Raw genomic sequence first — 19,789 nt, 5'->3', positions numbered from 1 at the left:
AGGCTGAGGACGAAGCCACGGCTGAGGCTGGGGACGAGGCCACGGCTGAGGGAGAAGCCAAGGCAACGGCCGAGATCGACGCCGAGCCCAAGGCGACCACCGAGGGCAAGGCAACCGCTGAGGGCGGGGCCGAAGCGACGGCTGAAGGCGAGAGCGACGCCACGGCCAAGAACGAGACGACAGCTCAGGCTGAGGACGAAGCCACGGCTGAGGCTGGGGACAAGGCCACGGCTGAGGGAGAAGCCAAGGCAACGGCCGAGATCGACGCCGAGCCCAAGGCGACCACCGAGGGCAAGGCAACCGCTGAGGGCGGGGCCGAAGCGACGGCTGAAGGCGAGAGCGACGCCACGGCCAAGAACGAGGCGACAGCTCAGGCTGAGGACGAGGCCACAGCTGAGGGCGGGGGCGACCCGGAGGCCGACTCGGTGGTCGTGGCTGACATCGAGGCCGGCACCGAGCCGGAGGCCAAGGCGACGGTCGAGGCCAACGCCGACGCACCGGTCGAGGCCGTGGCAACGAGCGAGGCTGGCGCCGAACCCGAGATGACGGCCGGGGCCGAGGCCGACGCCGACTCGGTGGCCGAGCCTGGTACCGAAGCCGAGGCCGACTCGGTGGTCGTGGCTGACATCGAGACCAGCACCGAGCCGGAGGCCCAGAAGCCGGCCGAGGCAGAGGCGGAGCCCCGGAACGAGAAGCCGCAGGAGACGGCCGGGTCCACGACCACCACCGACACGGCGGTCGAGCCCCGGTCGGCCGTTGAGCAGGTCGCGCAGGAAACCACCGAACCGGAGACGGAGCCGGAGCCGGAAGCCGCCGCCGAACCCCGCCCGGCACCGGAATCGGAACCGGCCACGCCGGAGGCAGTCGCCTCGGACCCGGAAGCGGAACCCGAGCCGACGCCGGCCCCCGTCATGCCGGAGGCAATCACCCCTGCCCCGGAACCCGAGCCGACGCCCGCCCTCGTCGCGCCGGAGGCCCCGGCAGCGGACCTCGATGCCGACGCCGCCCCCGCGGACAACGCTCCCGCGCCCGCCACCGAGCCCAGCCCGGTCGAAAACGAGAGTGGTACGGGTGGCGCGGCTGGGAGCACCGGCGCCGAAGGCGAAGCCGAGGCCCCGGCCACCGCCCCCACCCCCCTTCCCCCTTCCCTCGCCACCGCCCACAAAGCCGCCGCGGCCGCCCTCGGCACCGCCGGCCTCACCGGCACCCGAGCGAAGCTCTACCTCGTGCTCGACCGCTCCGCGAGCATGCGCGCGTACTACAAGGACGGCTCCGCCCAGGCCCTCGCCGACCAGGCCCTCGCCCTCGCCGCCCATCTGGAGCCCGAGGAGACCTCGGTCCACGTCGTCTTCTTCTCCACGGAGGTCGACGGCACCACCGACCTCGCCCTCACCCCGGACCACGAGACGAAGATCGACGACGTCCACGCCGGCCTCGGCCGTATGGGCCGTACCAGCTACCACGCCGCCGTGGAAGCCGTACTCGCCCACTACGACCAGCACGAAGACAGCAACGGCACGCCCGCCCTCGTCGTCTTCCAGACCGACGGCGCCCCCGACGCCAAGACCCCCGCCACCCAGGCCCTCACCGCGGCCGCCGGCTCCCACCCCGCCGTCTTCTTCTCCTTCGTCGCCTTCGGCGACCACGACAACAAGGCCTTCGACTACCTCCGCAAGCTGAAGACCCCCAACACGTCCTTCTTCCACGCGGGCCCGACCCCCCGCGAGCTGACGGACACCGAGCTGTACGACGGCGTACTGATCGACTGGAAGCCGTAACCGACAGTAGTCACCCCGCCTCCACCGGGCCGCCCCCTTCCCTCCAGGTCCCAGCCTGCAAAACGGGAAGCGGGCGGCCCACCCCTGTCGGCTACGATTTCAAGGTTCGAAACCGCAGAAAAAGCAGCGACCTGGGAGCAGCCACGATGGCTCGACACCTCATCACCAGCGCCCTTCCCTACATCAACGGGATCAAGCACCTGGGCAACATGGTGGGGTCCATGCTCCCGGCGGACGTGTACTCCCGGTACCTCCGCCAGCGCGGCCACGACGTCCTCTACATCTGCGCGACGGACGAGCACGGCACCCCCGCCGAGCTGGCCGCCAAGGAGCAGGGCCTGCCGGTGGACGTCTTCTGCGCCCAGGCGCACGACGCCCAGAAGGCGGTCTACGACGGCTTCGCGCTCGCCTTCGACTACTTCGGCCGCAGCTCCTCGCAGCAGAACCGCGAGATCACGCAGCACTTCGCCCGCAAGCTGAACGAGAACGGCTTCATCGAGGAGCGTGCGATCCGGCAGGTGTACAGCCCCGCCGACGGCCGCTTCCTGCCCGACCGCTACGTCGAGGGCACCTGCCCCCACTGCGGTTACGACAAGGCCCGCGGCGACCAGTGCGAGAACTGCACCCGGGTGCTGGACCCGACCGACCTGATCAACCCGCGCTCGGCGATCTCGGGCTCGACGGACCTGGAGGTCCGTGAGACCAAGCACCTCTTCCTCCTCCAGTCCAAGCTGGAGAACGAGGTCCGCGAGTGGGTCGCCAAGCACGACAAGGACTGGCCGCAACTGGCCTCCTCGATCGCCCACAAGTGGCTGACCGAGGGCCTGCACGACCGCGCGATCACCCGCGACCTGGACTGGGGCGTCCCGGTCCCGGCCGACACCTGGCCGGAGCTGGCCGCCGAGGGCAAGGTCTTCTACGTCTGGTTCGACGCCCCGATCGAGTACATCGGCGCGACGAAGGAGTGGGCGGACCAGAACCCGGAGAACCGCGACTGGAAGTCGTGGTGGTACGAGGCGGAGGACGTCCGGTACACCGAGTTCATGGCCAAGGACAACGTCCCCTTCCACACGGTGATGTTCCCGGCCACGGAGCTCGGCATCCGCGAGCCCTGGAAGATGGTCGACTACGTCAAGGCCTTCAACTGGCTGACGTACTACGGCGGCAAGTTCTCCACGAGCCAGAAGCGCGGTGTCTTCACGGACCAGGCCCTGGAGATCCTGCCCGCCGACTACTGGCGCTACTTCCTGATCGCCAACGCCCCCGAGTCGGACGACTCGTCCTTCACCTGGGAGCACTTCACCGCCACGGTCAACAAGGACCTCGCCGACACCCTCGGCAACTTCGTCAACCGCGTCCTGTCCTTCTCCAGGAAGCGCTTCGGCGACGCGGTGCCGGAGGGCGGCACGCCCGGCGAGGCCGAGACGAGGCTCGGCGAGCAGATCGCCGAGCTCCTCGCCGAGTACGAGGGCCACATGGAGACCCTCCAGTTCCGCAAGGCGGCCGCCGCCCTGCGCGCCCTGTGGTCAGCCGGCAACTCCTACCTGGAGGAGAAAGCCCCCTGGCTGGAGATCAAGACCGACAAGGACGCGGCCGCCCTGACGCTGCGTACGGCGATGAACCTGATCCACCTGTACGCGGTGGTCTCCGAGCCGCTGATCCCGGCCACGGCCAAGGCGATGCGCGAGGCCTTCGCCCTGACCGACGACACCGCAGCCTGGGTCACGGCGGCGGAGGCGAAGTCCCTGTCCTTCGTCCCCGCCGGCACCGCCTTCACCGTCCCGCCGGTCCTGTTCGCCAAGCTGACCGAGGAGGACCTGGCGGCGTACAAGGAGCGCTTCGGCGGCGACGAGGGCTGACCGGGCCGTAGCCCACGACGAAGAGGGCGCCGAGTCCCCGCACTCGGCGCCCTCTCGCCTGCACGGCTGCGGACGGCCTGCTTCAGGACGCCGGCGCCCGTCGTCGTCGCCAGCTCGGCCGGCAGGTTCTTCGCGGAGGACTCCAGGCCCGCCGTCAGGGTCGGTGTCCAGTTCACGGTCGTCCTGATCTTCTTCGAGTTCGCGGCGTTGTACACGGCGACCAGGTCGGTGGCCGTGCCGTTGACGAGGTTGCCGCTGCCCGCGATCGAACCGGTGCCGTCGCCGCTGAGCAGCTTGGCCACCGTGCCGCCGCCTGGCACCTTCCAGAAGTTGTTCTCCGCCACGACCTGGGCCCTGGCCCGGGAGTTGATGCTGTACAGGGGCGCGTAGCCGTCGACGGTCGTCGCGTCGTTCCGGTCGAGGTCCGGTGCGTCGGTGAACGTGTTGTGGTCCGCCCAGACGTGGGTCGCGCCGCGCAGGGTCACCGCGTCGTACTGCGAGTTCCAGTTGCCCCGATCGCCGTCCGTCGGGTCCCACTGCGGGAAGCAGTCCTCGGTGGCGGAGAAGGCCAGGTTCCGGATGATGACGTTGTCGACGCTCTTCACCTGGAGGTTGCCGCCGGTGATGCCGGCCTTCGTGCCGGGCACGCCCACGATGGTGGTGTTGGCCGGCACCTTGAACTCGGCCTGCCTGGCCTGTTTCTGCTGGGCCGCGGCCCGCGCCTTCTCCTGGGTGCCGGAGGGCGGCTTGGAGCGGCCGTGGGTGGCGGGGTCGTACGCCTTCAGGTACGCGGACAGCGAGTAGCCCGTGCCCGCCGCGTAGTTCGCGCAGGTGAGCTTCTTGCCGCTGTCGTCGGTGCCGGCGTCGATCGTGCCCTTGGTCCTGATGATGCGGGGCGTGGTGTCGGAGGCCGAGCCCAGCGCCTTCACCAGCTGAGCTCGGGGGGCGACGGTGAAGGTGTGCGCGGAGTCGGCCTTCGCGCCGCCGGTGGTCCCGGTGCCGGAGGCGGCCCAGCCGTCCCTGGCGGGGAGCGTCTGGTGGTACAGGTCGACGGGGTCTGCGTTCGCGTTCATCACGAGCACCCCGGCGCCGACGCCTGCGGCCACCACGGCGGCGGACACGGCGAGCGTGCGCCGCTTACGGAGGGACCGGCGGTGGCAGGGAGCTGCCACGGGGGAGTCCTTGCGAGGTTGCCGGACTTGCCTTGCGCCCCCTCAGTTGCCGCCGCGCCGCGCTGAGTTGCCGTCCATCGCGGAAACATCTCTGGCAGAGTCCGATGTCGTGAACCACCACGTCCACCTCCCCGAACCCCACCACCGGCTGCTCGCCGACGTCGTCACCGCGGGCGGCCCGTACGGGCTCGTCCTCGCCGGCGGCTACGCCCTCCAGGCGCACGGCCTGCTGCACCGGCCGCACGCGAACCTCGACTTCGCCACGGAGAGCGCCGGGGATCTGCGGTCGGTCACCGGTGCCGTGGCCGCCGCGCTGGAGGCACGGGGCCGCCGGGTGCGGACCGGGAGCGTCGGCGTGCTCACCGCCCAGCTGGCGGTCACCGACCCCGAGAGCGGCGACGAGTGCGCGCTCGCGCTGCACAAGGAGGCTTTCTGGCAGCCGCCGGAGCTCACCGAGTACGGCCCCGCGCTCTCCCTGGCGGACGCGGTCGGTACGAAGATCCGCGCGCTCTACGACCGGGGCGCGGCCGTCGATCTGATCGACGCGCGGGCCGCCGCGGCCCGGTTCTCGCTGTCCGAGCTGGAGGAGCTGGGCCGCCGGCACGCCCACGACCCGTTCGATCTGCCCACGCTTCAGTCCCGGCTGACCGGCACGGACTTCTACTCCGACGTGGACTTCCTCCGGTACGGCCTGGCCGAGGAGCAGGTCACCGCGGTACGCGCATGGGCCCAGCAGTGGTCCGACGACATCGACGAACGGCTGCTGGAAGACGGCGCGTCCCCCGACATCGAGCCGGACTCGGAGTCCGGCCCCGATGCGGGGGACGACTGACGAACAAGGCCGTACTACTTCGGCTGCGGCTTCCTGATGTTCAGGTGCAGCTCGCGCAGCCGGGCCTCCTCCAGCTCGGTCGGCGCGCCCATCATCAGGTCCTGGGCGTTGCCGTTGAGCGGGAAGGAGATCGTCTCGCGGATGTTGGGCTCGTCCGCGAGGAGCATGACGATGCGGTCCACGCCGGGGGCGATGCCGCCGTGCGGCGGGGCGCCGAAGCGGAACGCGCGGAGCATGCCCGCGAACTTCTCCTCGACGGTCTCGCGGTCGTAGCCCGCGATCTCGAAGGCCTTCAGCATGATCTCCGGCTCGTGGTTCCGGATCGCGCCGGAGGAGAGCTCGACGCCGTTGCAGACGATGTCGTACTGCCAGCCCAGGATGTCCAGCGGGTCCTGGGTCTCCAGCGCCTCCAGGCCGCCCTGCGGCATCGAGAAGGGGTTGTGCGAGAAGTCGATCGCGCCGGTGTCCTCGTCCTTCTCGTACATCGGGAAGTCGACGATCCAGCAGAACCGGAAGACGTTCTCCTCGAAGTGGCCGGCGCGCTTGGCGGCCTCGACGCGGACGGCGCCCATGATCTTGGAGACCTCGTCGAACTCGCCCGCGCCGAAGAAGATCGCGTGGCCGGGGGCAAGCGAGAGGCGCTTGGTCAGCTCGGCGACGTTCTCCTCGGTGAGGAACTTCGCGATCGGGCCGGACAGCGCGCCGTCCTCGCCGACGCGGACCCAGGCCAGGCCCTTGGCGCCGAGGGAGACGGCGAAGTCGCCGAGCTGGTCGAAGAACTTGCGCGGCTGGGCGGAGACGTCCGGCACCGGCAGGGCGCGCACGTGCTTGCCGGCGAACGCCTTGAACTCCGAGCCCTCGAAGACGTCGGTGATGTCCACCAGTTCCAGCTTGGCGCGCAGGTCCGGCTTGTCGGAGCCGTACTTCAGCATCGCCTCGCGGAACGGGATCCGCGGGAAGGGGGAGGTGACGTGGCGGCCGCCGCCGAACTCCTCGAACAGCTCGGTCATCAGCTGCTCGATCGGCTGGAAGACGTCCTCCTGCTCGACGAAGCTCATCTCGACGTCGAGCTGGTAGAACTCGCCCGGCGAGCGGTCGGCGCGGGCGTCCTCGTCGCGGAAGCAGGGCGCGATCTGGAAGTAGCGGTCGAAACCGGAGATCATCAGCAGCTGCTTGAACTGCTGCGGGGCCTGCGGCAGGGCGTAGAACTTGCCGGGGTTCAGACGGGAGGGGACGACGAAGTCGCGGGCGCCCTCGGGGGAGGTCGCGGACAGGATCGGCGTCGCCATCTCGTTGAAGCCGAGCGCGGTCATCTTGTGGCGGATCGCGGAGATGACCGCCGTACGCAGCATGATGTTGCGGTGCATGCGCTCGCGGCGCAGGTCCAGGAAGCGGTACTCCAGACGCCGCTCCTCGTTGACCCCGTCCTCGGCGTTGATCGTGAAGGGCAGCGGGGCGGCCGCGCCGAGCAGCTCGACCTCGGCGACCTCGACCTCGATCTCGCCGGTGGGCAGTTCGGGGTTGATGTTCTCGGTTCCACGTGAAACAACGCGGCCGTCGACACGGACCGTGGACTCCTTGGAGATGGTGTCCAGGGCCTCGTACGCGGGCGTGCCGGGGCGGGCGACCAGCTGGGTGATGCCGTAGTGGTCGCGCAGATCGATGAAGAGGATGCCGCCCAGGTCGCGCCGATTGTGCAGCCAGCCACTCAGCCGGACGTCGGTGTCGACGTCAGAGGCGCGGAGCTGGCCGCAGGTGTGGGACCTGTACCGATGCATCGTCGTTCATCGTCCTTCGCGGATTGAGTTGATGATCGCCGGGGGTGCCGCCCCGAACTGAACCAAGGGTACCGGGCACCCCAAGATCGGCTCTCCACCCTTTTCGCGTCCTCCACTGGAGGATCCTCCGTATACGAGGGCGGGCAGGTTCCTCTCGTTCCTACGGTGGCACCCTTCGCTCGGATCTTCCTAAAGTGGGGCAATGCGCACAAGCGAGCCGCTTCCGTCCGTCGGGGACGTCCTCGCCGCCCTCGCGACCGGGCTGTGGCACTGGGACACGGCTGCAGGACTGGTCACCGTCGACGCGGAGGCGGCGCGGCTGCTCGGGCTGCCCGCGGAGTCGGCCACCCTCACGGAGGTCCAGGCCCGGGCCCGGCTGCACCCGGCCGACTGGAACGAGATCACCGGGGTGGTGCCGCTGGCGGTCGCCGAGGGCACGCTCGCCGAGGTACGCATCCGGATCATGGACGAGCGGGGGAACGTCCTGCGGGTCGTCCGCAGCCGGTCGAAGCCGTCGTACGACCGCGACCGGCAGACCTTCGAGCTGATCGGCACCCTCCAGGAGGTCACCGAGCCGGCCCCGGGCACACCGGCCGGGCGCAGCGCGGTCACCGGGGACTGGCGGCGCTCGCGGGAGGCGTTCCTGCTGGACGCGGGCCGGGCGCTGGCGGAGGCACGCTCGACCGAGGAGGTGCTGCGGGTGGCCGGCGGTCTGTCGATGCCCGGCTTCTCCCCGGACGGGCTGGTGGTCTTCGGGGTCCAGGGCGACCGGCTGACGATCACCGGCCAGCACGGGCACGAGCCCGGCGACATGAACCCGTTCTCGGACATGCCGCTGTCCACCGCCTACCCGGCGGCCGAGGTCGCCCGCACCGGCCGGGCGGTCTATCTCTCCTCGCCGCAGGAGTACAAGGAGCGCTACCCCGTCACCTGGCCGCTCGCCCAGCCCTTCGGCCGCAAGTCCTGGGCCTTCCTGCCGCTCACGGTCGCCGGGCACACGATGGGCGCCTGGCTGGCCGCCTTCACCTGCCCGGTGGCGTTCACGCCCGACGAGCGCGCGGTGCTCGCCACGGTCGCCCGGATGCTCGCCCAGGCGCTGTCCCGGGCCAGTGCCGTCGAGTCCGAGCGCGAGCTGACGGAGGGCCTGCAGCGCTCCATGCTGCCCTCGCTCGGCCCGGAGATCCCGGGCATGCGGGTGGCCGCCCGGTACATCCCGACCGGCGGCGGACTCCAGGTCGGCGGCGACTGGTACGACATGATCCCGCTGCCCTCGGGCCGTTTCGCGCTGGTCGTCGGGGACGTCCAGGGCCATGACGTACGGGCGGCGGGCCTGATGGGCCAGCTGCGCATCGCCCTGCGCGCCTACGCCTCCGAGGGCCACCGCCCGGACGCCGTGCTCTCCCGTGTCTCCCGCTTCCTGCACGGCATCGCCCACGACGGCCGGCACGGCCACGACAGCCGCGACGGCCGCCACACCCGTGCCGAGCACGCCGACCAGTCGGCCGACCTGCGCTTCGCGACCTGCGTCTACATCGAGGTGGACCCGGCGACCGGGATGCTGGAGATCGCCCGCGCCGGGCATCCGCACCCGGCGATCCGGATGGCCGACGGCACGGTGATGATGCGGCCGACGGCGGGCGGACTGCCGCTCGGCATCGACCCGGACGCCGACTACCCGACGACCCGCTTCGCCCTCGAACCCGGCGAGACGATGATGCTGTGCACCGACGGCCTGCTCGAAACGGGCGGGCACGACATCGACAGCGGCTGGCTGCGGCTGCGCACGATCCTGGAGGACCACCCGGCGGACGGCCGGCAGGGCGCGGCCGCTCTGGAGTCGCTGGCGGACGCGCTGGTGCAGGGCGTGCACGGGCCGTCCTCGCACCACACCACCGGCCCGCTGGCCGACCGCCGCGAGGACGACATCGCGCTGGTGCTGCTGTGCCGGACGCCGGAGCGCACCGCCCGGCCCGCGGTCCGGCGCACCCTGCTGTCGGTGGCGCAGGACGAGCCGGACCGGATCACCGAGGCCCGCCAGCACCTGCGCGAGCTGCTGCACGACTGGGCCTCGCCGGACCAGGTCGACTCGGCGGTGCTGCTCGTCTCGGAGATGGTCACCAACGTCCTCGTCCACACCGACACCGACGCGCTGCTGCTGGCCGAGGTGACCGGCGAACCGGGGGCCCGCCGGCTCCGGGCGCAGGTCACCGACACGGGTGCCGACCTGCCCCACCGGCGCCGTCCCGGCGAGCTGGCCTCCTCCGGGCGCGGCCTGATGCTGGTCGAACTCCTCGCCGACTCCTGGGGCGTGGACCCCCGGGGCGAGGGCAAGAGCATCTGGTTCGCGCTCTACGAGTCCGGGGGCGGGTCCGACGGGGCCGGGGAGACCGGCGCGGGTGCCGCGTAGCGGCCGCGCAGCTCCTGCGTCACCCCGAAGGCGGCCGCGGTCAGCGGTACGGCGAGCAGCATGCCGAGGATGCCGGCGACGGACGCCCCGGCGGTGATCGCGAGCATCACCACCGCAGGATGCATCTGCACGGTCCGGCTCTGGATGACCGGCTGCAGCACATGCCCCTCCAGCACCTGCACGGCGAGGACGACACCGAGCGCCCACAGCGCGATGACGAAGCCGCGGTCGGCGAGGGCGACCAGGACGGCCACCGCGCCGGAGAGGAAGGCGCCGAGATAGGGGATGTAGGCGCCGACGAAGACGAGCGCGCCGAGCCCGATCGCGCCGGGCACCCGGAGGATCAGCAGGCCGACCGTGATGCAGACGGCGTCGATGAGCGCGATGAGCGTCGTACCGCGCATGAACCCCTCCACCGCTTCGAAGGCCCGCCGGGCGATGGCCTCCAGGGTGTCGGCGGTGCCCTGGGGCGCGATGGCGCGCAGGCCCTCGACGGCCCGGTGGGAGTCGCGCAGGAAGAAGAAGACGAGCAGCAGGGCGAGGACCGCCATGGCGACGCTCTCGGCGGCGACGCTGACCCCGCTGATCACGTTGGAGGCGGCCGTCCCGCCGAACTTGCTCAGCAGCTTGCGGGAGTTGGCGGCCAGGTCGTCCAGCCCGGTCCCGGCGGCCCCGAAGTGCTGGGACACGCTCTTGGCCGCGTTCCGCAGCGAGGAGATGATCTGGTCCCCGGTGTCGATGAGCGCGGCGACGACGATGTAGACGGCCCCGCCGACGACGGCCAGGACGGCGACGCAGGTCAGCGCGGCCGCCACGGACGGCTGCACCCGCGCCGCGACGAGTTGGCGGTACAACGGCCCGAGCAGCGCGGTCCCGAGCAGCGCGAGCAGCACCGGCGTGACGGCCGTTCGGAACTCCCCGCACAGCCGCACCCCGACCCAGGCCACCCCCGCGACGAGCAGCAGCACGGCGCACCAGGCGGCGAGGCGCCGGACGGGGTCGGGGAGCAGATGCACGCGTCCAGCGGATCATCTCCGCCGGACGTGTGCCCTGTTTCCTTGGACCGACCGGGTCAGCCCTGCGGGCCCTCGGCGGTCATGCCGTGCACCGCCGGGATCGTGCCCAGCCGGCCCTTCTGGAAGTCCTCGAAAGCCTGCTGCAGCTCCTCCCGGGTGTTCATCACGAACGGGCCGTAGTGCGCCATGGGCTCACGGATCGGCTGTCCGCCGAGGAGGACGACCTCCAGGTCCGGGGTGTGGCCGTCCTGCTTCTCGTCCGCGCGGACGGTCAGCGCGGACCCGGCGCCGAACACCGCGGTCTGCCCCAGGTGGATCGGACGCCGCTCGGCCCCGACCGCGCCGCGCCCCGCCAGGACGTACGCCAGGCCGTTGAAGTCCTCGCGCCAGGGCAGGGTGATCTCCGCGCCCGGCGCCAGCGTCGCGTGGATCATCGTGATCGGCGTGTGCGTGATCCCGGGACCCTGGTGGCCGTCCAGCTCGCCCGCGATGACCCGCAGCAGCGCGCCGCCGTCGGGGGAGGTGAGCAGCTGGACCTGGCCGCCGCGGATGTCCTGGTACCGCGGCGCCATCATCTTGTCCCTGGCGGGCAGGTTCACCCACAGCTGGAGCCCGTGGAAGAGACCGCCGGACACCACGAGGGACTCCGGCGGGGCCTCGATGTGCAGCAGGCCCGAGCCGGCCGTCATCCACTGGGTGTCGCCGTTGGTGATGGTGCCGCCGCCACCGTTGGAGTCCTGGTGGTCGAAGATCCCGTCGATGATGTAGGTGACGGTCTCGAAGCCGCGGTGCGGGTGCCAGGGGGTGCCCTTGGGCTCGCCCGGCGCGTACTCCACCTCACCCATCTGATCCATCATGATGAACGGGTCGAGGTGGCGGTAGTTGATCCCGGCGAACGCCCGGCGCACCGGGAAGCCCTCGCCCTCGAACCCGCCCGGAGCGGTGGTGACGGCCAGCACCGGACGCGCCACGGCGTCGGCGGGTGCGGTCACACGGGGCAGCGTCAACGGGTTCTCGACGGTCACTGCAGGCATGGTCGGTACCTCCTTGTGCGCCCACTTTAGTTGAGCGTTGAACTTTTCACCACCCCCAACGCGAAGAGCCCGGAGGACATTCCCTCCGGGCTCCCTGGATCGAGACGGTGTGCGGCTCAGCCGCCGTACATGCGGCGCATCGCGAAGTCCACCATCTGCTCGACGGCCTTCGCGTCGAACACCATGCGGTGCTCCCCCTCCATGTCCAGGACGAAGCCGTAGCCGGTCGGCAGCAGGTCGATCACCTCGGCGCCGGTGATCACGAAGTACTTGGACTCCTTGCCCGCGTACCGGCGCAGCTCCTTCAGCGAGGTGAACATCGGGATCACCGGCTGCTGGGTGTTGTGCAGGGCGAGGAAGCCGGGGGTGTCACCGCGCGGGCAGTACACCTTCGACGTGGCGAAGATCTGCTGGAAGTCCTCGGCGGCCATCTGCCCGGTGGTGAAGGCGCGCACCGCGTCCGCGAGGGAGGGCGGGGACGGCTCCGGGTACAGCGGCGGCTGCTGGCCGTACCCGCCGACTCCGCCCTGCATCTGCTGCTGCGCCGAGCCGTACTGCTGCTGAGCAGCACCACCGTCCATAGGCTGGCCGTATCCGTACATGGGCGCAAGCGTACCGAGGCCCGGGGCGGCGCAGGGGCAGAGCGGCAGAACCCCTGCGGACTAGACCCTTCTCACACTCGGGCCGATAGGGGTTGCGTCTTATTACCGACGGGTAGCATCATCGTAGCTACTTGTTGGTTCGTGAACTAGGTGCGAGGAGTCAGTGCCTCGCCGATCCCTCTACGGAGCCGTCACCATGGGGCACTACAAGCCGAATCTCCGCGACATCGAGTTCAACCTCTTCGAAGTACTGGGGCGCGACAAGGTGTACGGCACCGGCCCGTTCGAGGAGATGGACGTCGAGACCGCCAAGAGCGTCCTGGAGGAGCTGACCCGCCTCTCCGAGAACGAGCTGGCCGAGTCCTTCGCCGACGCCGACCGCAACCCGCCGGTCTTCGACCCGGAGACCAACACCGCGCCGGTCCCCGCGTCCTTCAAGAAGAGCTACCAGGCCTTCATGGACTCCGAGTACTGGCGCCTCGGCCTGCCCGAGGAGATCGGCGGCACCACCTCGCCGCGCTCCCTGATCTGGGCCTACGCCGAGCTGATCCTGGGCGCCAACCCGGCCGTGTGGATGTACTCCTCGGGCCCCGCGTTCGCCGGCATCCTCTTCGAGGAGGGCAACGAGGTCCAGAAGCACATCGCCTCGATCGCCGTGGAGAAGCAGTGGGGCTCCACGATGGTGCTCACCGAGCCCGACGCGGGCTCCGACGTGGGCGCCGGCCGCACCAAGGCGGTCCAGCAGGAGGACGGCTCCTGGCACATCGAGGGCGTGAAGCGCTTCATCACCTCCGGTGAGCACGACATGTCGGAGAACATCCTCCACTACGTCCTCGCCCGCCCCGAGGGCGCCGGCCCCGGCACCAAGGGCCTGTCCCTCTTCCTCGTGCCGAAGTACGAGTTCGACTTCGAGACCGGCGAGCTGGGCGAGCGCAACGGCGTCTACGCCACCAACGTCGAGCACAAGATGGGCCTGAAGGCCTCCAACACCTGCGAGATGACCTTCGGCGACCGGCACCCCGCCAAGGGCTGGCTCATCGGTGACAAGCACGAGGGCATCCGCCAGATGTTCCGCATCATCGAGTTCGCCCGCATGATGGTCGGCACGAAGGCGATCTCCACGCTCTCCACGGGCTACCTGAACGCGCTGGAGTACGCCAAGGAGCGCGTCCAGGGCCCCGACCTGGCGCAGTTCATGGACAAGTCCGCGCCCAAGGTCACCATCACCCACCACCCCGACGTGCGCCGCTCGCTGATGACGCAGAAGGCGTACGCCGAGGGCATGCGCGCCCTCGTGCTCTACACCGCCTCCGTCCAGGACGCGATCCAGGTCAAGGAGGCGAACGGCGAGGACGCCGCCGCCGAGCACGCGCTGAACGACCTGCTCCTGCCGATCGTCAAGGGCTACGGCTCCGAGAAGGCCTACGAGCAGCTCGCCCAGTCGCTCCAGACCTTCGGCGGCTCCGGCTTCCTCCAGGAGTACCCGATCGAGCAGTACATCCGGGACTCCAAGATCGACACCCTCTACGAGGGCACCACGGCGATCCAGGGCCAGGACTTCTTCTTCCGGAAGATCGTCCGCAACCAGGGCGCCGCGCTGAACGCCCTCGCCGAGGACATCAAGAAGTTCCTGGCGCTCGGCACCGGCGGCGAGGAGCTGTCGGGCGCCCGTGAGCACCTGGCCAAGGCGGCCGTCGAGCTGGAGGCCATCGTCGGCCTGATGCTGACCGACCTCGCGGCCACCGAGCAGGACACCAAGAACATCTACAAGGTGGGCCTGAACACCACCCGCCTGCTGCTGGCCTCCGGTGACGTCGTCATCGGCTACCTGCTCCTCAAGGGCGCCGCGATCGCCGCCGAGAAGCTGGGCACCGCCTCGGCGAAGGACCAGGCCTTCTACACCGGCAAGATCGCCGCGGCGAAGTTCTTCGCCGCGAACGTCCTGCCCGGCGTCACCCTCGCCCGCAAGGTCTCCGCGGGCGTCGAGCTGGACCTGATGGAGCTGGACGAGGCCGCGTTCTGATCCCGTAGGTCCGTCGCGCGGGCCCGCTTCCCTTCCGGGGGGAGCGGGCCCGCGCCCGTCGTTAAGGTGAACCCATGAGCGCATCCGCTGCCCGCTTCGACCGCGGCCACACCGACGACCTGATGTCCTTCCTGGCGGCCGGACCGTCGCCGTACCACGCGGTCGCGACCACCGCGGCGCGGCTGGAGAAGGCCGGCTTCCGGCAGGTCGCGGAGACGGACGCCTGGGACGGCGCGCGCGGCGGCAGGTACGTGCTGCGCGGCGGCGCGATCGTCGCCTGGTACGTCCCCGAGGGCGCCGAGCCGCACACCCCGTTCCACATCGTCGGCGCGCACACCGACTCCCCGAACCTGCGCGTCAAGCCGCAGCCGGACAGCGCTGCGCACGGCTGGCGCCAGGTCGCCGTCGAGATCTACGGCGGACCGCTGATGAACTCCTGGCTGGACCGCGACCTGGGCCTGGCCGGCCGGCTGACCCTGCGCGACGGCTCCTCGGTGCTGGTGAACGTGGACCGCCCGCTGCTGCGCGTCCCCCAGCTGGCGATCCACCTCGACCGCTCGGTGTCCACGGAGGGCCTCAAGCTCGACAAGCAGCGCCACCTCCAGCCGGTGTGGGGCCTCGGCAACGACGTGCGCGAGGGCGACCTCGTCTCCTTCCTGGAGCAGGAGGCCGGGCTCGCGGCCGGCTCGGTGGCCGGCTGGGACCTGATGGTGCACCCGGTGGAGCCGCCGGCCTACCTCGGCCGCGACCGCGAGCTGGTCGCCGGACCTCGCATGGACAACCTGTTCTCCGTGCACGCGGCCACGGCAGCCCTGGCCGCCGCCACCTCCGGCGCCGCCCTCACCCGCATCCCGGTGCTCGCCGCCTTCGACCACGAGGAGAACGGCTCCCAGTCCGACACCGGCGCGGACGGCCCCCTGCTCGGGTCCGTCCTGGAGCGCTCGGTCTTCGCCCGCGGCGGTTCGTACGAGGACCGCGCCCGCGCCTTCGCCGGCACGGTCTGTCTGTCCTCCGACACGGGCCACGCCGTCCACCCCAACTACGCCGAGCGCCACGACCCGACCCACCACCCCCGGGTCAACGGCGGCCCCATCCTCAAGGTCAACGTCAACAACCGCTACGCCACGGACGGTTCGGGCCGCGCGGTCTTCGCCGCGGCCTGCGAGAAGGCGAACGTCCCCTTCCAGACCTTCGTCTCCAACAACTCCATGCCCTGCGGCACCACGATCGGCCCGATCACCGCGGCCCGCCACGGCATCCGCACGGTCGACATCGGCGCGGCGATCCTGTCGATGCACAGCGCTCGCGAACTCTGCGGCGCCGACGACCCGTTCCTCCTGGCGAACGCGCTGACGGCGTTCCTGGAGGGCTAGCCGGCGACTCGGGGGAGGGCGCCACTCCGGCACCCCCGGCCGTCCTACTCGTCCATCCCCGCCAGCACCAGCGGCAACCGGTCCGCGCCGCCCGCCGTGAGCCGCACCGGAACACCCCAGTCCTGCTGGTGCACATGGCAGGCGGGGTGCTCTCCCCCAGTCTCCGACCGGGAGGTGCCCCCATCCGGGTCGTCGTCGCAGCTCGCCGCCATCGCCGAGACGTGCAGCACCCCCTCGGTGACCGTGGGGTCCAGCTCCAGCTCCCGGCTCAGGCCGGTGCCCGTGCCCTCGCCCTCGATGAGGAGCTCGGGCGGGGTGGAGGAGACCAGGAGGCGGGTCGAGGGGCCGTAGCGCGTGTCCAGCTTCTGGCCGGCGGGCGCCTGGAAGATCACGTCCAGCTGAAGGCGGCCCGGCGCGACGTCGGTCGCCGCGCGCCGGGTGCGGTGGGCGACCGACTCCACGCGCACCGCCTCCTCGGGCAGCCGCAGCCGGGTCAGCCGGTGCCGGGCCGACTCCACCACCACGAGGTCCTCGCCGACGAGGACGGCGTCGCTCGGCTCGCGCAGATCGGTGGCGAGCGTCGTGACCTCACCGGTCGCGGGGTCGTAGCGGCGCAGGGCGTGGTTGTAGGTGTCGGCGACCGCGACCGAGCCGTCCGGCAGCGCGGTGACGCCCAGCGGGTGCTGGAACAGGGCCTGTTCGGCCGCGCCGTCCCGGTGCCCGAAGTCGAACAGGCCGGTGCCCACGGCCGTGTGGACGTGTCCGTCGAGGTCCACCCAGCGCAGGGCGCTCGTCTCGGAGTCGGCCAGCCACAGCCGCTCGGCGCCGGCCGCGAGGCCGGAGGGCTGCGCGAACCAGGCCTCGGCACCGGGTCCGTCCACCAGCCCCTCGTTGGTGGTGCCCGCCGCGACGGCCACGGCCCGGTCGGCCGGGTCGTACGTCCACAGCTGGTGGACGCCTGCCATCGCGATCCACACCCTGCCGCCGAAGACCGCCACGTCCCACGGCGAGGAGAGGTCCACCTCACGGGCCGGACCCGAGGTCGGCGACCCCTGCCACCACTGCCGGCCCGTGCCCGCCAGGGTGGTCACCGCACCCGTGGCGAGATCGAGGCGGCGCAGGGCGTGGTTGACGGTGTCGGCCACGACCACCACGCCGTCGCCGAGCAGGGCCAGCCCCTGGGGCTCGTTGAACGAGGCCTCCTCCGGACCGCCGTCCGCCAAGCCGCGCACGCCGGAGCCGATCCGGCGTACGACGGTCTCGGCGTCCTCCGCCAGCTCCACCAGCTGGTGCCGGGTGGTGTCGCTGACCAGCACATGCCCCGAGGGCAGCAGCAGGGCCTTGCCCGGGAAGCGCAGGGTGGTCGGCTCCGGCTCCGGCGGTACGTACGGACCGTCGCCACGGCGCAGGGTGCCCTTCGCCTCGTGCTCGGCCTCCAGCTCCTCGACCAGTCTCCCGATGGCGTGCGCATGCCCCTCACCGGCGTGCTGGGCGACGACGTACCCCTCGGGGTCGACGACGACGAGCGTCGGCCACGCGCGCACCGCGTACTGCTTCCAGGTGGCCAGCTCCGGGTCGTCCAGCACCGGATGCCGCACGCCGTAGCGCTCCACCGCGTCCACGACCGCCCCGTGCTCCGCCTCGTGCACGAACTTCGGCGAGTGCACGCCGATGACCACCACCGTGTCCTTGTGCTTCTCCTCCAGCTCGCGCAGCTCGTCCAGGACGTGCAGGCAGTTGATGCAGCAGAAGGTCCAGAAGTCCAGGACGACGATGCGTCCGCGCAGGTCGGCGAGGCTGTACTGCCTCTCGCCGGTGTTGAGCCAGCCGCCCTTGCCGATCAGCTCGGGGGCGCGGACGCGGGCACGTCGGGGTGCGGAGTCGCTCATGGATCCAAGGGTGCCACCCGGCTCCGACACCGGGTCAGGCCAGGGCGTGGCCCGTGGTCGCGTCCACGTGGTCGGGGACCTCCTCGTGCCGGTCACCGACCGAGAGGGTGCCGGTGGGCTCGAAGAGGAGGACTTCGGCGCGCCGGGGCGCGGACGGCCGGTGCTCGGTGCCGCGCGGGACGGTGAACACCGACCCCTTGGTCAGAACGACCGTGCGCGCACCGGCCGGCTCGCGCAGCCCCAGGTGCACCTCGCCGTCCAGGACCAGGAAGAACTCGTCGGTGTCCTCGTGCACGTGCCAGACGTGTTCGCCCTCGAACTTGGCGATACGGACGTCGTAGTCGTTGACGGCGGCGACGATGCGGGGGCTCCAGCACGCGTCGAAGGAGGCGAAGGCCTTGTCCAGGGAGATGGGTTGCGTGGGTTCCATGGGTTTATCGTGCAGCCGGGCAGGTCCCGCGCACGAGTGCTAGGAATTGCACATGCCGCAAGGATCCTCTCAAGCGCGCCCGCGTCGGGCTCGTGCGCCCCATCGCGTCACCGTCATTGTCGACGCGGGCACCAACCCCTTCGAGGTCGGCGTCGCCACCGAGCTGTTCGGCCTGCCCAGGCCCGAACTGGGCGTCCGGGGACCGCTGTACGAGGTGACGCTGTGCACGCCCGGCTCCGGGGTCCGGATGAACCACGGCTTCTTCACCCTGACCGGCGTGTCCGGCCTGGAGGCGGTGGACGGGGCCGACACCCTCGTCGTACCGGGCCGCCCCGACAACGTCGTACCGCGCGGTGCCGACGTCCTCGACGCCATCCGCCGCACGCACGCGCGTGGAGCCCGGGTCATCAGCTTCTGCACCGGCAGCTTCGCCCTCGCCGAGGCGGGACTGCTCGACGGCCGGCGCGCCACCACGCACTGGATGTGGGCGGACACCTTCCGGAAGCTGCATCCCAAGGTGCTGCTGGAGCCGGACGTGCTGTTCGTGGACGACGGCGACCTGCTCACGGCCGCCGGCAGCGCGGCCGCGCTCGACCTCGGGCTGCACGTCTGGCGCCGCGACCACGGCGCCGAACTCGCGAACGCCGTCTCCCGGCGCCTCGTCTTCGCCGCCCACCGGGACGGCGGCCAGCGGCAGTTCGTGGAGCGCCCGGTGCCCGACGTGCCCGACGAGTCGCTCGGCCCGCTGCTGGCCTGGTCGCAGGAACGGCTGGCCGAACCGCTGACCGTGGCGGACCTCGCCGCCCGCGCGGCCGTCAGCCCGGCCACGCTGCACCGCCGCTTCCGCGCGCAGCTCGGCACGACCCCGCTGGCCTGGCTGACCGGGGAGCGGGTCGCCCTGGCCTGCCGGCTCATCGAGCGGGGCGAGGAACGCCTGGACGTCGTCGCGGCCCGCAGCGGCCTCGGCACGGCGGCCAATCTGCGGGCCCGGCTGCGCCGTGAGACAGGGCTCAGCCCATCGGCGTACCGCAGGCGCTTCGGACCGTCGGAACGGTGATGATCAAGAAGCGGCGGGGAACGGTACCCGCATGAGATTCCTCGTACGCGACCGGCTCCTCGGCATCGGTGAAGACTATTGGATCGAGGACGAACACGGCCGGAAGGTGTTCCTCGTCGACGGCAAGGCGATGCGGCTGCGGGACACCTTCGAGCTGAAGGACACCCACGGACACGTGCTGATCGACATCCACCAGAAGATGTTCGCCCTGCGCGACACGATGGTGATCGAGCGGGACGGCGAGGGCCTGGCCAGGATCCGCCGCAAACGCCTGTCCCTGCTGCGCCACCACTACCGGGTCGCCCTGGCCGACGGCACCGAACTGGACGTCAGCGGAAAGATCCTGGACCGCGAGTTCGCCGTCGAGTACGACGGCGAACTCCTCGCGGTGATCTCCCGCCGACGGCTGCACCTGCGCGAGACCTACGGCGTCGACGTCGTCCGCGAGGACGCGGACCCGGCTCTGCTGATCGCCGTGACGGTGTGCGTGATCCACCTCGCGGAGAAGGAGCGCGAGGAGGACTAGGGGGACTGGGGAA

Annotated in this window: 14 protein-coding genes and 1 pseudogene; 8 read left to right on the top strand and 7 right to left on the bottom strand. The window is 71.2% G+C overall.

Translation table 11 applies throughout. The features are described from left to right. The first annotated feature begins 74 nt into the window (after positions 1–74). Together BIV25_RS43665 and metG are read left to right on the top strand one after the other, a co-directional pair. Positions 75–1,778, top strand: coding sequence for a VWA domain-containing protein (locus BIV25_RS43665; RefSeq protein WP_079177274.1), 1,704 nt, complete (start codon positions 75–77; stop codon positions 1,776–1,778). 146 nt (positions 1,779–1,924) lie between these two features. Further along, positions 1,925–3,637 carry a methionine--tRNA ligase gene (metG, locus tag BIV25_RS43660; RefSeq protein WP_071378149.1) on the top strand — a complete coding sequence of 571 codons (1,713 nt, stop codon included), beginning with the start codon at positions 1,925–1,927 and terminating at the stop codon, positions 3,635–3,637. 83 nt (positions 3,638–3,720) lie between these two features. Here the strand turns inward: metG and BIV25_RS48705 are convergent. Further along, positions 3,721–4,809 (bottom strand): annotated as a pseudogene (locus tag BIV25_RS48705) (hypothetical protein); the annotation flags it as partial. Positions 4,810–4,918: 109 nt separating this feature from the next. Here BIV25_RS48705 and BIV25_RS43655 point away from each other — a divergent pair. After that, positions 4,919–5,641, top strand: a complete 723-nt coding sequence (locus BIV25_RS43655; RefSeq protein WP_071378148.1) for a nucleotidyl transferase AbiEii/AbiGii toxin family protein — start codon at positions 4,919–4,921, stop codon at positions 5,639–5,641. 14 nt (positions 5,642–5,655) lie between these two features. Here BIV25_RS43655 and aspS read toward each other — a convergent pair whose 3' ends face one another. Beyond that, the gene (gene aspS, locus BIV25_RS43650; RefSeq protein ID WP_071378147.1) at positions 5,656–7,419 is read right to left on the bottom strand and encodes an aspartate--tRNA ligase; all 1,764 of its coding nucleotides are present in this window, start codon (positions 7,417–7,419) and stop codon (positions 5,656–5,658) included. Positions 7,420–7,621: 202 nt separating this feature from the next. Here aspS and BIV25_RS43645 point away from each other — a divergent pair, with 202 nt between their 5' ends. Further along, on the top strand, positions 7,622–9,826 hold the full coding sequence (locus tag BIV25_RS43645) for a SpoIIE family protein phosphatase (RefSeq protein ID WP_071378146.1): 2,205 nt from the start codon (positions 7,622–7,624) through the stop codon (positions 9,824–9,826). Here BIV25_RS43645 and BIV25_RS43640 read toward each other — a convergent pair. From BIV25_RS43640 to BIV25_RS43630, 3 genes are all read right to left on the bottom strand, one after another. Next, entirely contained in the window at positions 9,769–10,842 is a 1,074-nt protein-coding gene (locus BIV25_RS43640; RefSeq protein ID WP_071378145.1) for an AI-2E family transporter, read from the bottom strand. The genes BIV25_RS43645 and BIV25_RS43640 overlap by 58 nt on opposite strands. Before the next feature lie 56 nt (positions 10,843–10,898). Continuing rightward, complete coding sequence (locus BIV25_RS43635; RefSeq protein ID WP_071378144.1) at positions 10,899–11,876, bottom strand: pirin family protein; 978 nt, start codon at positions 11,874–11,876, stop codon at positions 10,899–10,901. Positions 11,877–11,992: 116 nt separating this feature from the next. Beyond that, on the bottom strand, positions 11,993–12,478 hold the full coding sequence (locus BIV25_RS43630; RefSeq protein WP_071378143.1) for an SseB family protein: 486 nt from the start codon (positions 12,476–12,478) through the stop codon (positions 11,993–11,995). A 196-nt stretch (positions 12,479–12,674) separates the two neighbouring features. Between BIV25_RS43630 and BIV25_RS43625 the strand changes: the two genes are divergently transcribed. Both BIV25_RS43625 and BIV25_RS43620 read left to right on the top strand, forming a co-directional pair. Beyond that, positions 12,675–14,501, top strand: a complete 1,827-nt coding sequence (locus BIV25_RS43625) for an acyl-CoA dehydrogenase (protein WP_071378142.1) — start codon at positions 12,675–12,677, stop codon at positions 14,499–14,501. 74 nt (positions 14,502–14,575) lie between these two features. Next, positions 14,576–15,874 carry a M18 family aminopeptidase gene (locus BIV25_RS43620; RefSeq protein WP_071378141.1) on the top strand — a complete coding sequence of 433 codons (1,299 nt, stop codon included), beginning with the start codon at positions 14,576–14,578 and terminating at the stop codon, positions 15,872–15,874. A gap of 44 nt (positions 15,875–15,918) precedes the next feature. On the opposite strand, the gene BIV25_RS43615 is transcribed toward BIV25_RS43620, so the two are convergent. Then, on the bottom strand, positions 15,919–17,763 hold the full coding sequence (locus BIV25_RS43615; RefSeq protein ID WP_071378140.1) for an NHL domain-containing thioredoxin family protein: 1,845 nt from the start codon (positions 17,761–17,763) through the stop codon (positions 15,919–15,921). Positions 17,764–17,797: 34 nt separating this feature from the next. Beyond that, the gene (locus BIV25_RS43610; protein WP_071378139.1) at positions 17,798–18,193 is read right to left on the bottom strand and encodes a cupin domain-containing protein; all 396 of its coding nucleotides are present in this window, start codon (positions 18,191–18,193) and stop codon (positions 17,798–17,800) included. Between the two features lie 52 nt (positions 18,194–18,245). Here BIV25_RS43610 and BIV25_RS43605 point away from each other — a divergent pair, with 52 nt between their 5' ends. Then, complete coding sequence (locus tag BIV25_RS43605) at positions 18,246–19,250, top strand: GlxA family transcriptional regulator (protein ID WP_071378138.1); 1,005 nt, start codon at positions 18,246–18,248, stop codon at positions 19,248–19,250. Between the two features lie 31 nt (positions 19,251–19,281). Then, complete coding sequence (locus tag BIV25_RS43600; protein ID WP_071378137.1) at positions 19,282–19,776, top strand: LURP-one-related/scramblase family protein; 495 nt, start codon at positions 19,282–19,284, stop codon at positions 19,774–19,776. Positions 19,777–19,789 lie beyond the last annotated feature (13 nt).

Origin of the sequence: Streptomyces sp. MUSC 14, assembly GCF_001866675.1 — a bacterium.
In the GTDB taxonomy this organism is placed as follows: Bacteria; Actinomycetota; Actinomycetes; order Streptomycetales; family Streptomycetaceae; genus Streptomyces.
The sequence above is the reverse complement of the archived record's forward strand: the minus strand, read 5'-3'. Positions and strand labels throughout refer to the sequence as shown.

Bases quoted from the DNA above. Each gene is read 5' to 3' on its own strand.
- BIV25_RS43645 (WP_071378146.1), top strand. From the start codon at position 7,622: ATGCGCACAAGCGAGCCGCTTCCGTCCGTCGGGGACGTCCTCGCCGCC.
- BIV25_RS43600 (WP_071378137.1), top strand. From the start codon at position 19,282: ATGAGATTCCTCGTACGCGACCGGCTCCTCGGCATCGGTGAAGACTAT.
- BIV25_RS43630 (WP_071378143.1), bottom strand. From the start codon at position 12,478: ATGTACGGATACGGCCAGCCTATGGACGGTGGTGCTGCTCAGCAGCAG.
- aspS (WP_071378147.1), bottom strand. From the start codon at position 7,419: ATGCATCGGTACAGGTCCCACACCTGCGGCCAGCTCCGCGCCTCTGAC.
- BIV25_RS43635 (WP_071378144.1), bottom strand. From the start codon at position 11,876: ATGCCTGCAGTGACCGTCGAGAACCCGTTGACGCTGCCCCGTGTGACC.
- BIV25_RS43610 (WP_071378139.1), bottom strand. From the start codon at position 18,193: ATGGAACCCACGCAACCCATCTCCCTGGACAAGGCCTTCGCCTCCTTC.
- metG (WP_071378149.1), top strand. From the start codon at position 1,925: ATGGCTCGACACCTCATCACCAGCGCCCTTCCCTACATCAACGGGATC.
- BIV25_RS43625 (WP_071378142.1), top strand. From the start codon at position 12,675: ATGGGGCACTACAAGCCGAATCTCCGCGACATCGAGTTCAACCTCTTC.
- BIV25_RS43620 (WP_071378141.1), top strand. From the start codon at position 14,576: ATGAGCGCATCCGCTGCCCGCTTCGACCGCGGCCACACCGACGACCTG.
- BIV25_RS43615 (WP_071378140.1), bottom strand. From the start codon at position 17,763: ATGAGCGACTCCGCACCCCGACGTGCCCGCGTCCGCGCCCCCGAGCTG.
- BIV25_RS43605 (WP_071378138.1), top strand. From the start codon at position 18,246: ATGCCGCAAGGATCCTCTCAAGCGCGCCCGCGTCGGGCTCGTGCGCCC.